This window comes from Streptomyces sp. NPDC051776 (genome assembly GCF_040681345.1).
Taxonomy (GTDB): Bacteria; Actinomycetota; Actinomycetes; order Streptomycetales; family Streptomycetaceae; genus Streptomyces.
Window position 1 is genome coordinate 173,369 of sequence record NZ_JBFAYQ010000010.1, and the last position, 14,943, is coordinate 188,311.

Consider the following 14,943-nt stretch of genomic DNA (forward strand, 5'->3'; position numbering starts at 1 on the left):
TGAGGCTGCGGCTGAGCTGGGCCGGGCTGAGGCTGCGGCTGGGGCCGGCGGCATACGGCGACTCCGGGCCCCGTCACGGCGGCGATCCCGGACCCGGCACAGCGACGGCCCGCAACGGTGGCGAAGCCGTGTCCGTAGCGGCCGCGAAGCGGGGCGGGGCCGCGTCCTCGCCGACCCCTGCGCGAGCCTCGGCCCCGGCTGCACCCCACGCCCGTGCCACGGTCACCGTTCACGCCAGGGGCGCGGCCGTACACCCGAGTGGCGGGGCCGGCCCGACTCCTGGAGTGTGGGCCGTAGGCGGGGATGTTCACCGGCCCCGCGGCCGGACGACGGCTCGGGGCGGGATTTGTCGTCAGCGGGAGGCACACATGCCCGAGATCACCACTCCGTACGTGCCCGGGACTCCGTGCTGGATCGATCTCAGCGCGCCCGATCAGCAGGCCGCTCTGGACTTCTACCGCGATCTGTTCGGCTGGCAGGGCGAGATCGGACCGCCCGAGTTCGGCGGCTATGCGAGCTGCGAACTGCACGGGAAATCGGTTGCCGGCATCATGTCGGCGCAGCCGATGGGCGATCAACCACCGCCCCCCACAGCGTGGACGACCTACTTCGCGACACCGGACGCCGACTCCACGGCGCGGGCGATCACGGAGAACGGCGGCACCGTCATGTTCCCGCCGGACGACATCGGCACGCTCGGCGGGATGGCGATCGCCGCAGACCCCAACGGCGCCGTGTTCGGCATCTGGCAGGCGAAGGACTTCCCCGGCGCCGGAATCGCCAATGAGCACGGAGCCATGATCTGGAGCGAGCTGAGCACGCGGGACCCCGACCGTGCCCGCGCCTTCTACCCGGCGGCCCTCGGCATCGACATCGGCCCGATGGAGATCCCCGGAGTCGAAGGGATGGAGAACTACTTCGGGGTCAAGGCGGGCGACCGTACGGTCGGCGGCATGGCGGTCCAGGGCGAGGACAGTCCCGAGGTGCCCTCGCACTGGCTCACGTACTTCGCCGTCGACGACGCCGACTCCACGGTGGACGCCCTCATCAAGGCCGGCGGCAACGTGATGCGGCCGCCGTCCGACATGCCCGCGGGGCGGATGGCGGTGGTCCAGGACCCGCAGGGCGCGGTCTTCGCGGTGATCACCCCGCGCCCCCTGTAGTGGGCGGGGCCCATGCAGGGGGATTTCATGCAGGGGGACTTATTGCAGTAGGGCCACTGCAGCGGGGCCCATGCAGCGGGACCCATGCGGGCGTGGCCCCCGCGGCACGCCCGCGCTGTCCGCCGCGGCTGCGCGAGGCGTCACGCGCGATGGCGCTCGCGATCCCGGGAGGGCGCCACCACACGCCGAAGGCCCATGCGCACGACGTGTCCTGCGCCCTTGCCGCGATTCTGCGCTACGGCGTGCGGGAGTAATTCGCCTGACGCCCGGGCATGAGGCACGCTCCCCGGAATTAGCTCATACGTTCTAATGCGGGCGTAGACTGCATGCATGGTTGTTCACCTGCAGGGCTCTCTCTTCGACGAGACCGGCGAGGTCGGCCTGCGCTCGCTGGAGACCGTGCGCCGTACGGAACTGGGCAGGGGCGCCTGGATCGACGTGCTGCCCGGCTGGCTGACCGGTGCCGATGAGCTTTTCGAGGCGCTCGTCGGCTCGGTGCCCTGGCGCGCCGAGCGGCGGCGGATGTACGAGCGCGTGGTGGACGTACCACGGCTGCTGGCGTTCTACGGGGCGGACGACCCGCTGCCCCACCCCGTGCTCGCCCAGGCCCGTACGGCGCTGAGCGAGCACTACGCGGCGGAGCTCGGCGAGCCGTTCACCACCCTGGGACTGTGCTACTACCGGAACGGGCACGACAGCGTCGCCTGGCACGGCGACAGGATCGGCCGCGGCGACACGGAGGACACGATGGTCGCCATCGTCTCCGTCGGCGAGCCCCGCTTCCTGCTTCTGCGGCCCCGGGACGGCGGCGGCTCGACCGTCCGGCACGCACTGGGTCACGGCGATCTCATCGTCATGGGCGGCTCGTGCCAGCGGACGTGGGAACACGCGATTCCCAAGACGAACAAGGCTGTTGGGCCCAGGATCAGCATCCAGTACCGACCTCACGACGTCGGCTGACGCGGGCGCGCGGGACCGCGGCCGGGGCCGGCCAGCCGCTCATCCGGTCACCGGTCGGCCTGCCAGCCGGTCATCCGGTCGCCCGTCACCGGTAGGCGGTCGGCGGTCGGCGGTCGGCGGTCGGCGGTCGGCCGGGTCAGCCTGCCAGCAGCTCATCCGGTCACCGGTCAGCCCGTCACCGGTCAGCCCGGTCAGGGGCGCAGATAGGACAGACCGGCGTGCTCGCGCGCGTACGTGTCCAGCAGCCGCCGGGCGACCCGCACCGAGTCGACGAGCGGATGAAGGGCGAACGCCTTCAGCGCTGCGGCCCGCGAGCCGCTGTCCGCCGCGGCCATGACCTCGCGCTCGACCGCCTTGACCTGGCACACCAGACCGGTGGCATGGTCGGGCAGCGGCGAGACCGGGAGGGGGTGAGCGCCGTTGGCGTCCACCAGGCAGGGCACTTCCACGACGGCCTCGGCGTCCGGTACCGGCAGGGTGCTGCCGTTGCGGACGTTGAGGATCAGCGTCGCGCGCTCGTTGCGGGCGATGGCGCGCATCAGGGCGAGTGCCACATGCTCGTACCCCCCGCCGTCCAGGTCACGGGCGTCGCGCGCGCCAACGCCGACAGCCTCGCGGCTCTCCGCCATGTAGGTGGCCTCGCGCTCGGCGCGCGTGCGCTCCCACGCCTCCAGGGCGGACTCGCCGCCGCGCTCCGTCAGCGCGTAGAAGCCGCGCTGCTGGTCGCGCAGGAAGGCGCCGCGCGACAGTTCCGCTTCCTGCGCGGCCCGAACGGACTCGCGGCTGAAGTAGTAGTAGTGCAGGTACTCGTTGGGAATGGCGCCCAGTGCGCGCAGCCAGTCCGCACCGAACAGCTTGCCCTCCTCGAACGAGACGAGGGCCTCCGAGTCGGCCAGCAGGCGCGGCAGTTGGTCCCGGCCGCCGACGCGCAGCCCGCTCAGCCAGCCGAGGTGATTGAGCCCGGCGTAGTCCATCCACGCCTCATGGGGATCGGCTCCCAGCGCGCGGGCGACCCGGCGCCCCAGGCCAACGGGCGAGTCGCAGATGCCGATCACGCGGTCCCCGAGGTGGCGGGACATCGCCTCGGTGACAAGCCCGGCGGGGTTGGTGAAGTTGATGACCCAGGCGTCCGGCGCGATCGCGGCCACCCTCCGGGCGATGTCCAGGGCGACGGGCACGGTGCGCAGGCCGTACGCGATGCCGCCCGCGCCGACCGTCTCCTGCCCCAGCACCCCCTCCTCCAGCGCGATGCGCTCATCGGCTGCCCGCCCCTCCAGACCGCCGACGCGGATCGCGGAGAACACGAAGTCGGCCCCCTTCAGGGCGGCGTCGAGGTCGGTGGTGACGGTAACGCGGGGAGCACCGGCGATTCCCTCCGCCTGCTCGGCGAGCACCCGGCCGATGGCCGACAGGCGCCCGGCGTCGAGGTCGTGGAGCGTCACGTGCGTGACCCGCCCCGCGGCGTGGTCGCCCAGCAGGGCCCGGTGGACGAGCGGCACGCGGAATCCCCCACCGCCCAGAATCGTCAGCCTCACGCCCCGACCACCTGCCTCACGCCCGCCTCGCGGATCCGGCGGCACCGGCCGCGGGACACCCCGAGGGATCGGTCATCCGTAGGTCGACGGTATCCCGCACGGCCGGGCAGCGTTCGGCGGGTTGACGTCCCTCTGTACGGCGCCTGCTGTACGGCGTGGCTCCTCCGCTCGGGGGCTCCACCGGCCCGCGGCCGATTGCTGCCGCCCATGGCACGTGCGAAAATCCCTGCTCCGGTGGGGGTTCCGGCCGCCGCGCCGATGAGGCTTCCGGCCGCCATATTCGCCGAAGCTCCGGTTATCCGGCGCGGCTCCGGCCCCTGCCTGGTGAGGCTCCGGTCCCCGCTCCGATGAGGCTTCCGGCCGCCGCCCGGCGCGCCGTCCGCCCAGGTCCGCAAGCGCTACGGCGCGACCTCCTCCTTCTGTTCCGCTTCGCCGAATCGCGCCAGCGCCAGCGCGCCCGCGATGGACAGCACGAACCCGAGCACGGCGAGCGGGGCCAGCCCGTGGCGCGTGGTGTCTCCGAGCCAGGCGACCCCGAAGACCGCCGGCCAGATCGTCTCGCCGATGACCATCGCCGCCGTCGCGGAGGTGACGGAGCCCGACTGGAGGGCGTCGATGAGGAACATGAAGCCGGTGATCCCCGAGATGACCACCGCGTACGTCGTCGGCTCGGCGAGCAGCCCGGGAACGCCGAAGCCCGGCAGCATGCGCACGCTGATGGCGACGAGGCCGAAGCTGAGCCCGGCGATCATTCCCAGGACCGGCGCCCGGTTGTGGGTCACGACGCGCCCGGTGACGAAGCCGACGACCGCGAGCCCGCAGGATGCGAGGAGCGTGGCGAGGCGCAGCAGTTCGTCACCGTCCCCGTGGCCCTCCCGGCCGGCCGAGAGGGCGAGGACGAGGAGACCCACGCAGACGGCGACGACGGCGGCCCATTCGATCCGGCGCAGGCGGATGTGGAGCACCATGGCCGCGGCGACCGCGGTGACGGCGAGGGCGGAGGCGAGTGCCGCTTCGACCACGAAGATGGGCAGGGTGCGCAGCGCGAGCAGTTCGGCGGCGAAGCCGAGCATGTCGAGCCCGACTCCGGCGATGAACGGCCAGCGGCGGAGGGCCAGCAGGAAGGTTCCGACGCCGTGCGTCTCCGGGGCCTCCTCGGCTGCCATGCGCGCCCCCATGGCCTGCATGACGGTCGCGGTGCCCGTGGTCACGGCGGCGGCGAGTGCGAAAACGATGCCCAGTCCCATAGACGGACGGTAGCTGCGGGTGGTGGGCGGACCGCGGATTGAGACGCCCCGGCCGCCCGGTTGCGATGCCCAGCCGCCCGGTTGCGTCACCCGGCCCGCCCGCCCCAGCCGCACGGTTGCGTCGCCCGGCCGCCCCGTTGCGCTGCGCGGCGTGTGCGCGGCCGGGGTGTCGCCGTACGGGTCAGCGGCGCCTGTCGCTTCGGCCACCGGCCCGGCAGGGCGGACGCCTTGCGTCATGCCTGATGCCGTGCACGTCGTACGGTCGCCGTGGCCGGAGCCCCAGGGTCAGACCAGAGCCTCGTCCACGAAGCACCAACGCCAGTCCTCGCCGGGCTCCATCGACGCGACGATGGGGTGCCCGGCCTCGTGGGCATGCCCCCGAGCATGCCGGTGCGGTGAGGAGTCGCAGCAGCCGACCCGGCCGCAGGTGAGGCACAGTCGCAGGTGCACCCATGTCGAGCCCAGCCGCAGGCACTCCTCGCATCCTTCGGGGGTACGAGGCTCCACCGGCCGGACCATCGACAGGTGCGGATCGGATCCTGAACCGCTCATGCATCGCTCCCTGCGGCGTTCATCGGCAGCGCCGCCCGCCCGGCTTCGGCAGTCCGTCGATCAGCAGGGAGAGGCCGATGCCGAGCATCCAGAGGTCCTTGGCCAGCGGCAGGCCCTGCTCGGTCCAGCGCAGACTGCCCTCCCGGCGCATGCCGGGCGTCCGCAGATAGAGGCCCAGCGTGCCGGCGGAGAAGGCGGTGAGGGCGGCGCCCACCGCGGCGGACGGGACCACGGGCAGTAGCAGCGCCCCGCCGATCGCCATCTCGGCCTTGGAGAGCACGCCGAGGAACGACCGCGCGTCCAGCTTGCCGAGAAACGGGTAGGTGCCGGTTGCGAAGCCCTGAAGCTGCCCGGCGGTCTCCTCGTCCGCCGACTTCTTCGTGTATCCGGAGTTGAGCATGAAGGCTCCGGCACTCAGCCGGAGCGGGGCCTGTCTGGCCAGGGACCACCCGTTCATGGACACCACCTCCCGTTCCCACCCACGCTAGCGGGCTGGGGCAGCCCCCGCATGAGGGACATCGATCGTCCGTTGACCTGGGAGTACGCCGCACACCATGTGCCGGTGTCGCGGCGTGCCGCCGGGACATCGCCAGGCGTGCGCGGGATGGGAATAGGACCGCCCCGTGAGCCGTTGCAGACGCTAGTTGAATGCGCAACTACAGGATGGGTGAGCACGATGCAGTTCGGGATCTTCACCGTCGGTGACGTCACCCCCGATCCCACCACGGGCACGACCCCCACCGAGCACGAGCGGATACGCTCCATGGTGGCCATCGCGCTCAAGGCCGAGGAGGTCGGCCTGGACGTCTTCGCCACGGGCGAGCACCACAACCCGCCCTTCGTGCCCTCCTCCCCCACCACCCTGCTCGGCTGGATCGCCGCACGGACGGAGCGGCTGATCCTCTCCACCTCGACGACTCTGATCACGACCAACGACCCGGTCAAGATCGCGGAGGACTTCGCGATGCTCCAGCACCTTACCGAGGGCCGGGTCGACGTGATGATGGGCCGGGGAAACACCGGTCCGGTGTATCCCTGGTTCGGCCAGGACATCCGCCAGGGCATTCCGCTGGCCATCGAGAACTACGCCCTGCTGCACCGGCTCTGGCGCGAGGACGTCGTGGACTGGAACGGCCGGTTCCGTACCCCGCTGCAGGGATTCACCTCCACACCGCGCCCGCTCGACGGCGTCCCGCCGTTCGTCTGGCACGGCTCCATTCGCAGCCCGGAGATCGCCGAGCAGGCCGCGTACTACGGCGACGGGTTCTTCGCGAACAACATCTTCTGGCCCAGGAAGCACTTCCAGAAGCTGATCCGGCTGTACCGGGAGCGGTACGCGCAGTACGGCCACGGCACGCCCGAGCAGGCCATCGTCGGGCTCGGCGGCCAGGTGTTCATGCGCAGGAACTCCCAGGACGCCGTACGCGAGTTCCGCCCCTATTTCGACAACGCACCCGTCTACGGACACGGGCCGTCGCTGGAAGAGTTCACACGGGAGACACCGCTCACCGTCGGCAGTCCGCAGGAGGTCATCGAGAAGACCCTGACCTTCCGCGAGTCCTTCGGCGACTACCAGCGGCAGTTGTTCCTGATGGACCACGCGGGTCTGCCCCTGAAGACCGTGCTCGAACAGCTCGACATGCTGGGCGAGGAGGTCGTACCGGTCCTGCGCAAGGAGTTCGCGGCGGGCCGGCCGGCCGACGTGCCGGATGCGCCGACGCATGCGGCGCGGGCCGCGCGGCGGGATGCCGAGGGGGCCCCCGACGACCCGGCGGCGTGAGCCGCAGGCCGTGGTAGCGCCTGTACGGCGCGCGCAGCGCACCCCCAGGACCACAAGAGACGCGCCAGGACCGTCCGGAATCCGGACACCCCGCAGGAGGAGGACATGACACCCGTGAAGGAGAACGCGATGGAACCGGCCGAGGACATGAGGGATCCGGCCGAGGACATGAGGGAGCCGCTGAAGCTCGTGGTCGTCTCCGCCGGCCTCAGCCGGCCCTCGTCGACCCGTCTGCTCGCGGACCGGCTGTCCGAGGCGACGATCAAGCACCTGGACGACACCGGTCGCACGGCGGACGTACACGTCGTCGAACTGCGCGATCTGGCGACCGACATCGCCAACAATTTCGTGACCGGATTCGCCGGTGGGGATCTGAGGGAGGCGATCGACGCGGTGACGGAGTCCGACGGGATCATCGCCGTGACCCCCATCTTCACCGCCTCCTACAGCGGCCTGTTCAAGTCCTTCTTCGACCTCGTCGACACCACCGCGCTGGGAGGGAAGCCGGTGCTGATCGCGGCCACCGGCGGTACGGCACGGCACTCCCTCGCCCTCGAGCACGCGCTGCGTCCGCTGTTCGTGTATCTGCGCGCGCTCGTCGTACCGACGGCGGTCTTCGCCGCGTCCGAGGACTGGGGCGGCGGGGACACACGGACGGAGGAGCTGCCCACGCGCATCGACCGTGCGGGCGGCGAGCTGGCGGCGCTGCTGGCGAACCTGCCGCGGACCGCCGTGCCGTCCGTCACCGTCAGTCCGTTCGAGCAGCAGCTGGCGTCGCTCGGGCTCGGCTGACACGATCACCCCAGGACCGCAGCTACGCGGTCGGCTCCGCGGCTCGTGGACCTCGTAGGGGCCTCCACACTGCCCGGACGACTTGACAATTGCCCGTTATGGATCCTTTTCTGAAGGGCGAGGGGCTATCTCCATAGCTGCAGGTCACGGCCCTTCACGGTAGGTGGCCCGGCGCACGGTCGGCGTGCGTCGGCAAAAGGCCGTGAGGATGGGAGAGCTGACATGGCACGCTCGGTCGGTATCGACCTCGGTACGACGAACTCGGTGGTCAGTGTCCTGGAGGGCGGTGAGCCCACGGTCATCCCCAACACCGAGGGGGCGCGTACGACCCCGTCCGTGGTCGCTTTCGCCAAGAACGGCGACGTGCTCGTCGGGGAGGTGGCCAAGCGCCAGGCCGTGACCAACGTCGATCGCACGGCGCGGTCGGTCAAGCGCCACGTCGGCGACCCGGACTGGCGGTTCCCGGAGACCGGTGACGTGGACGGCAAGCAGTACACGGCCCAGGAGATCTCGGCGCGTGTGCTGCAGAAGCTGAAGCGGGACGCGGAGGCGTATCTCGGCGAGGACGTGACCGATGCCGTCGTCACCGTGCCTGCCTACTTCAACGACGCGCAGCGCACCGCCACCAAGGAGGCCGGTGAGATCGCAGGCCTCAATGTGCTGCGCATCATCAACGAGCCGACGTCGGCCGCGCTCGCGTACGGCCTGGACAAGGAGAACGACCAGACGGTCCTCGTCTTCGACCTGGGAGGCGGCACCTTCGACGTCTCGCTGCTCGACATCGGCGAGGGCCTGGTCGAGGTCAGGGCCACCAACGGCGACACCCACCTGGGCGGCGACGACTGGGACCAGCGGATCGTCGATCACCTGGTCAAGCAGTTCAAGAACGCCTACGGGGTGGACCTCTCCAAGGACAAGATGGCGGTGCAGCGGCTGCGCGAGGCCGCGGAGAAGGCCAAGATCGAACTGTCCGCCGCGACCGAGACCACCATCAACCTGCCCTACATCACGGCATCCGCCGAGGGCCCCCTGCATCTGGACGAGAAGCTCACCCGCGCCCAGTTCGAACAGCTCACCCAGGATCTGCTGGACCGCTGCAAGGCCCCGTTCCACCAGGCGATCAAGGACGCCAAGATCAAGGTCTCGGACATCGACCATGTGATCCTGGTTGGCGGCTCGACCCGGATGCCGGCCGTGACCGAGCTGGTCAAGGAGCTGACCGGCAAGGACCCGCACAAGGGCGTGAACCCGGACGAGGTCGTGGCCATCGGCGCGGCGCTCCAGGCCGGTGTCCTCAAGGGCGAGGTCAAGGACGTCCTGCTGCTGGACGTCACCCCGCTGTCTCTCGGCATCGAGACCAAGGGCGGCATCATGACCAAGCTCATCGAGCGCAACACCACGATCCCGACCAAGCGCGCCGAGACGTTCACGACGGCCGACGACAACCAGCCCTCGGTGTCGGTGCAGGTCTACCAGGGCGAGCGGGAGATCGCGGCGTACAACAAGAAGCTCGGGATGTTCGAGCTGACCGGCCTTCCCCCGGCGCCGCGGGGCGTCCCGCAGATCGAGGTCACCTTCGACATCGACGCCAACGGCATCATGCACGTCTCCGCCAAGGACCTGGGCACCGGCAAGGAGCAGAAGATGACCGTCACCGGCGGCTCCGCGCTGCCGAAGGACGACATCGACCGCATGGTGCGGGAGGCCGAGCAGTACGCGGAGGAGGACCGCACGCGGCGTGAGGCGGCCGAGGCCAGGAACAACGGCGAGGCCCTCGTCTACTCCACCGAGAAGTTCCTCGCGGACAACCCGGAGCGCATCCCGGGCGAGGTGAAGGCGGAGGTCGAGGCCGCGGTCGCCGAGGTGAAGCAGAAGCTCGAGGGCGGCGACACCGCCGAGATCCGTACCGCGACCGAGAAACTGGCCGCCGTCAGCCAAAAGATGGGCCAGGCGATCTACGCCGACGCCCAGGGGCAGGCCACGTCCGCGGGCGGGGCCGGAGCATCCGGCGCGGACGCGCGCGACGCCACCGGCGGGAGCGGCGGCGAGGGCGGCAAGGCGTCCGAGGACGAGGTCGTGGACGCCGAGATCATCGACGAGGACAAGGGAGACACGGCATGAGCACCTCGTCCGGCTCCCGGTACGGGCCGCGTCGGGGCGCGCCCGTATCCGTCCGAGACCAGCAGCGCACGGATCCGGCCGGCCTTCCCCCGAGGACACCGCGCGGCGGGGGCCGCTCGGGCGCGGCCGGGCCCGGGACCAAGGCCCCGGATGAGCCACCGGCCACTCCGCCCGAGGAGCGCGCCACCGCGCGGCCGGCGGAGGAGCTCCGTGAGCAACTCACCGAACGCACGGCGGACTTGCAGCGCGTCAAGGCGGAGTACGACAACTACCGCAAGCAGGTGCGGCGCGACCGTCTGGCGGTCCGCGAGGTCGCCGTGGCAAATGTGCTGCGCGGACTCCTTCCCGTCCTCGACGCCATCGCACAGGCCCGCGCCCACGGCGAGGTGACGGGCGGATTCGCCGCCGTCGCCGACGAGTTGGAGTCCCGCGTGACCGAGCTCGGGCTGGAGACCTTCGGGGAGGCGGGCGAGCCGTTCGACCCGACCCGGCACGAGGCGATCTCCCGCGTGGCCCCGGCCGAGGCGGCGGGAGCGACCGGGATCACCTGCACGGAGATCGTCCGCCGTGGCTACCGCGTGGGCGATCAGCTGCTGCGCGCAGCCGAGGTGGTCGTCGCGGACCCGGCGACGCCCGCACCGACCTGACTCCCGCGTCTCGTACGGTCGTTGGCGGTGCTGTTCCCGGCGCGGCGGGACGGGACGAACACCCAGTCCAGTCGTGGTTCCACCAGGGGCCGGAAGACCTTGCGGACGGGTGCCGAGCTGAGGAACAGGGCGAGTCCCACCCCGAGCACGGTGACAGCCAGTCGGCCCGTCGGGGAGTGCCAGAAGGCCGCGTCGTACCAGCCCTCCCAGGCGGCCGTACGAATGGCCAGCCCGTGCAGCAGATACGCGTAGAGCGTCCCTGCCCCGAGGGCCGTGAACCAGGTCCGGTGGCGCGGCACCCACGCCAGGAATGCGGCCACCAGCAGCAGCGAACAGATCAGCAGCGCCAGTGACATGGCGGCCCCGGCCGGCCACGGCACATGGAGTTCGCCCCAGCTCTTGCTGCGGACGGCCCACTCGGAGGTCATCCTTCCCTTGGCCAGATAGGCCACGCCGGCCGCCGCCGCCATGACGGGCACCGCGGCGACCCGCACCCACCGGGCGCGCAGCATCTCCCAGTGCTCGGGGCGCATGAGGAGACCGATCACGAAGAAGGGCAGGAACTGCAGGATACGGTCGAGGTTCAGTACGGCGCCGATCTCGTTCGCCGCACCGGTCAGCGCGATGGCCACCGACAGCCCCAGCGCGACGTACCAGCGCATCACCAGCCACAGGGGGGCGGTGAGCCGCCAGACGAAGAGGGCGACGAGGAACCAGGTGAGGTACCAGGGCGAGAGCAGACTGATGTCGTTGCCGCGGTCGTCCACGAGATTGCCGTAGAGCGTGTAGAGCGTCTCGAAGATGGCGTAGGGCACGGCGATGCCGGTCACCAGCCGTTTGACCTGGCCCGGCTTGGACGCGAAGCTCCGCGAGAAGTAGCCGGAAAGAACGATGAACACCGGCATGTGGAAGCTGTAGATGAAGAGATACCCCGCCCAGACCGCCCGGCTGTCCTTGAGAGGCTGCCAGGCGTGGCCCACGACGACCAAGACCATCGCCAGCAGCTTCGCATTGTCGAAGAACGGGTCGCGTCCGCTTCCCTGTTCACGCGCCGAGCCTTCCGTCACACAACCGCCTCCCCGGATTCGAGCTGGATTTCGCACCATACCTGCCATGGCGGCTCATCCGAGTACGTACCGCGGAGGCGTGGCGTTCACCTTCGAGGGTCCCGCCGGGACCAGGGAGGAGGTGCGCCCGGCTTTGCAAACGCTCACCCAACTGCGGTGATGCGAACCTGAATTGACCGAAGGAAAGACGAATGCGGAATGGACGACGGCGGCTCCCCCGGTGAGCCGTCCCACACCGTGGGCCGCCACTCGCCGGGGGAGCCGCCGCGTCGCTCGGGGGCGGTGGCCGCCGGGCGGTCAGCGCTTCGCGCTCGTCCGGAAGACCGACTTCAGGACCTCCTGCAGCGTGCGCTCGGGGTCCCGGGCCGAGCCGTCGGTGCGCCAGGCCACGAACCCGTCCGGGCGCACCAGGATCGCGCCGTCGGGCCCGATGCCGTGGACCTCGGCCCAGTCGGCGCCGTCCTCGGGCGCGAGATCGGCGTCGGCGTCCTCACCCACGTGGAAGCACCGCAGCGGCATGCCCAGCCGGTCGGCGAGCGCGAGCCCGGCCGCGTGCCATGCGGAGCCCTTGGGGCCCGTCAGCAGAACGGGGGACTCCTCGTACAGGTCGAGCGTCGACACCCGTTCGCATGACCGGCGCAGCCACATGTGCGGGGCCCGGGTGCCCGGTGCGCCGCCGAGTTCCATCCGCTCGGGAACGATCGGCTGCTCGGGGTCCGCGCCGTGGACCGCGCCCCGGGCGTAGCGGTATCCGAGGGCCACGGTGAGGACGCCGCTCTGCTTGCCACCGCCGACGCCGGGTGCCGGTGAGTACCCGGGGTGGCTGTGCTCGGCGGAGCGGGCCGAGGCGCGTGCGCTGGTCGCCTCCGCGACGGGCCGGCGCTCCTCCTCGTAGGTCTCCAGGAGCCCGGGACCGGCCCAGCCGTTCAGTACGGCCGCGAGCTTCCACGCCAGGTTGTGAGCGTCCTGGATACCGGTGTTGGAGCCGAACGCGCCGGTCGGGGACATCTCGTGTGCGGAGTCGCCGGCGAGGAAGACCCGGCCGGACGAGTACCGGTCGGCCACCCGCTCCGCGGCGTGCCACGGGGCCTTGCCCGTGATCTCGACGTCCAGGTCCATGGACCCGACCGCCGTACGAATGTGGCTTGCGCACCGCTCGTCGGGGAAGTCCTCGAGGGTCTCGCCGGACTCGGGGTGCCAGGGCGCGTGGAAGACCCAGTACTCGCGGTTGTCCACGGGGAGGAGCGCCCCGTCCCCCTCGGGGTTGGTCAGGTAGCAGGCGATGAAACGGCGGTCCCCTACGACGTCGGCCAGGGCGCGGGAGCGGAAGGTGATGCTCACATTGTGAAAGAGATCGCCGGGGCCGGACTGGCCGATGCCGAGCTTTTCCCGTACGGGGCTGCGCGGCCCGTCCGCCGCGATCAGGTAGTCGGCGCGCACGGTGTGGTGCTCGCCAGTCTCCCGGTCCTTCACCACCGCGGTCACACCGTCGCCGTCCTGGTCGAAGGAGAGCAGCTCGCTGGAGAACCGCAGGTCGCCGCCCATCCTGCGAGCGCAGCGCACGAGCACCGGCTCCAGGTCGTTCTGACTGCACAGGCACCAGCCGCTCGGGCTGAAGCGGGCGAGCCCGCCGCCCGGGTCGATCTCCTTGAACAACCACTCCTGGTCGTCGCCGGTAAGCGAACCTGCCTGGAGGATGCCGTGGTTCTCCGCGAGCACCGACGCGGCCTCGCGGATCTGATCCTCTGCACGGGCGACGCGGAACAACTCCATCGTGCGAACGTTGTTGCCGCGTCCGCGGGGGTGCTTCGAGGTGTCCGAGTGCTTCTCGACCAGCATGTGCCCGATGCCGAGACGGCCCAGGAACAGTGAGGCTGACAGGCCCACCAGGGAGCCGCCCACGATGAGGACCGGCACGCGGTCTTCGGCCTTGTGATTCATGTGTTCAAGCTCCAGCCGCCGGGATTGGCAAGGGGTTGGCCATGAGTTCTCCATGCCCGACCGCGGACGTTTCGCTCACCCCCTTCACCCGGTTGGACCACACCATTCGCGCGACCCAAGTGGCCAGCACATGATCGAGTCCGATGCCGCCATGTCGATGCCCCCTCACCCCGTGCGGAAGGGCCGCCTCGCTCGCGAAGGAGTCTTCAGGATGAGAACGCTGTCAGAACGGGTGTCCCAGTCGGCCTTTGACGGTTCGAGGCTCCGGGTCATTCTGCTGCTGGACCTTCAGGACGGCGCGCAGCAGCGCTTCCTCGAGGCGTACGAGCACATGCGCAATCAGGTCGCTTCCGTGCCGGGCCATATCAGTGACCAGCTGTGCCAGTCGATCGAGAACCCCTCCCAGTGGCTGATCACCAGCGAATGGGAGAGCGCTCCGCCCTTCCTGAACTGGGTGAACAGCGAGGCGCACGTGGAGATGGTCCGCCCGCTGCACAGCTGCGTCCGCGACACCCGTTCGCTGCGTTTCAGCGTGCTCCGCGAAACACCGGAAGTCCCTGCCCTCTCCGTCCGCACTGCCGAGCGCAACCTGCAGACGGCACCGCGCATCGGTGACGGAATCGTCAGGCACGCCCTCACCTTCACGGTGAAGCCGGGCAGCGAGGACAAGGTCGCGGAAATTCTGGCGGGCTACGAGTCGCCTGAACCGCGGGTGGACGAGACGACGAGGCTGGTGCGAACCACGCTGTTCATGCACGGAAACCAGGTCTTCCGCGCGATCGAGGTGCGCGGTGACCTCGTGGCCGCGCTGCGGCACGTCGCCGCGCAGCCGGCGGTCAGGGCCGTCGAGGAAGCCATCAACCCGTATCTGGAGCAGGACCGGGACCTCAACGATCCGGATTCCGCGCGGCTCTTCTTCACCCGAGCCGCGCTGCCCGCCGTTCACCACGTGGGCCTGTCGGGACCCCAGGAGGCCGAACTGACACGCCACGCGCTGCTCTACCGGGCACGCCCCGAGTGCGGCATGGCCGTGGCGCGACTGACGACTCGGCCCGCTCGATCAGGGACACCAGCGCCTCCTGGTCGAGGGCGGCGACGATCAGCAGGGCGAGGTCGGCGCCGTACGCGCGGGCCTCCC

13 protein-coding genes and 2 pseudogenes are annotated in these 14,943 nt (G+C 70.6%); 8 read left to right on the plus strand and 7 right to left on the minus strand.

Going from position 1 to position 14,943, the window contains the following annotated elements:
• The first annotated feature begins 368 nt into the window (after positions 1-368).
• From AB0M26_RS11375 to AB0M26_RS11385, 3 genes are all read left to right on the plus strand, one after another.
• Positions 369-1,163, plus strand: coding sequence for a VOC family protein (locus tag AB0M26_RS11375; RefSeq protein ID WP_365258188.1), 795 nt, complete (start codon positions 369-371; stop codon positions 1,161-1,163).
• Between the two features lie 92 nt (positions 1,164-1,255).
• A complete protein-coding gene (locus tag AB0M26_RS11380) occupies positions 1,256-1,417 on the plus strand; it encodes a hypothetical protein (protein ID WP_365258191.1) in 162 nt (53 codons plus the stop codon).
• 76 nt (positions 1,418-1,493) lie between these two features.
• Positions 1,494-2,123: an alpha-ketoglutarate-dependent dioxygenase AlkB gene (locus tag AB0M26_RS11385; RefSeq protein ID WP_365258194.1), complete on the plus strand. Its 630-nt coding sequence runs from the start codon at positions 1,494-1,496 to the stop codon at positions 2,121-2,123.
• Between the two features lie 191 nt (positions 2,124-2,314).
• Here the strand turns inward: AB0M26_RS11385 and AB0M26_RS11390 are convergent, their stop codons facing one another.
• From AB0M26_RS11390 to AB0M26_RS11405, 4 genes are all read right to left on the minus strand, one after another.
• Entirely contained in the window at positions 2,315-3,658 is a 1,344-nt protein-coding gene (locus AB0M26_RS11390; RefSeq protein WP_365258197.1) for a 6-phospho-beta-glucosidase, read from the minus strand.
• Positions 3,659-4,056: 398 nt separating this feature from the next.
• Positions 4,057-4,905: a hypothetical protein gene (locus AB0M26_RS11395; protein WP_365258200.1), complete on the minus strand. Its 849-nt coding sequence runs from the start codon at positions 4,903-4,905 to the stop codon at positions 4,057-4,059.
• Positions 4,906-5,190: 285 nt separating this feature from the next.
• The gene (locus tag AB0M26_RS11400) at positions 5,191-5,457 is read right to left on the minus strand and encodes a UBP-type zinc finger domain-containing protein (protein ID WP_365258203.1); all 267 of its coding nucleotides are present in this window, start codon (positions 5,455-5,457) and stop codon (positions 5,191-5,193) included.
• Positions 5,458-5,476: 19 nt separating this feature from the next.
• Positions 5,477-5,914 carry a hypothetical protein gene (locus tag AB0M26_RS11405; RefSeq protein ID WP_365258206.1) on the minus strand — a complete coding sequence of 146 codons (438 nt, stop codon included), beginning with the start codon at positions 5,912-5,914 and terminating at the stop codon, positions 5,477-5,479.
• 219 nt (positions 5,915-6,133) lie between these two features.
• Here AB0M26_RS11405 and AB0M26_RS11410 point away from each other — a divergent pair, with 219 nt between their 5' ends.
• From AB0M26_RS11410 to grpE, 4 genes are all read left to right on the plus strand, one after another.
• Positions 6,134-7,237, plus strand: a complete 1,104-nt coding sequence (locus AB0M26_RS11410) for an LLM class flavin-dependent oxidoreductase (RefSeq protein WP_365258241.1) — start codon at positions 6,134-6,136, stop codon at positions 7,235-7,237.
• A gap of 168 nt (positions 7,238-7,405) precedes the next feature.
• Positions 7,406-8,029: an FMN reductase gene (locus AB0M26_RS11415; protein WP_365258244.1), complete on the plus strand. Its 624-nt coding sequence runs from the start codon at positions 7,406-7,408 to the stop codon at positions 8,027-8,029.
• A 222-nt stretch (positions 8,030-8,251) separates the two neighbouring features.
• Positions 8,252-10,150, plus strand: coding sequence for a molecular chaperone DnaK (gene dnaK / locus AB0M26_RS11420; RefSeq protein WP_365258208.1), 1,899 nt, complete (start codon positions 8,252-8,254; stop codon positions 10,148-10,150).
• Entirely contained in the window at positions 10,147-10,797 is a 651-nt protein-coding gene (gene grpE, locus AB0M26_RS11425) for a nucleotide exchange factor GrpE (protein ID WP_365258211.1), read from the plus strand. Before dnaK ends, grpE begins: the two co-directional genes overlap by 4 nt.
• On the opposite strand, the gene AB0M26_RS11430 is transcribed toward grpE, so the two are convergent.
• Complete coding sequence (locus AB0M26_RS11430) at positions 10,737-11,864, minus strand: acyltransferase family protein (RefSeq protein ID WP_365258214.1); 1,128 nt, start codon at positions 11,862-11,864, stop codon at positions 10,737-10,739. The genes grpE and AB0M26_RS11430 overlap by 61 nt on opposite strands.
• 297 nt (positions 11,865-12,161) lie before the next feature.
• The gene (locus AB0M26_RS11435; RefSeq protein ID WP_365258217.1) at positions 12,162-13,805 is read right to left on the minus strand and encodes an FAD-dependent monooxygenase; all 1,644 of its coding nucleotides are present in this window, start codon (positions 13,803-13,805) and stop codon (positions 12,162-12,164) included.
• 211 nt (positions 13,806-14,016) lie between these two features.
• Here AB0M26_RS11435 and AB0M26_RS11440 point away from each other — a divergent pair.
• Positions 14,017-14,847, plus strand: a pseudogene (locus AB0M26_RS11440) (SchA/CurD-like domain-containing protein); the annotation flags it as partial.
• Positions 14,848-14,851: 4 nt separating this feature from the next.
• Here AB0M26_RS11440 and AB0M26_RS11445 read toward each other — a convergent pair.
• Positions 14,852-14,943, minus strand: a pseudogene (locus AB0M26_RS11445) (indole-3-glycerol-phosphate synthase TrpC); the annotation flags it as partial.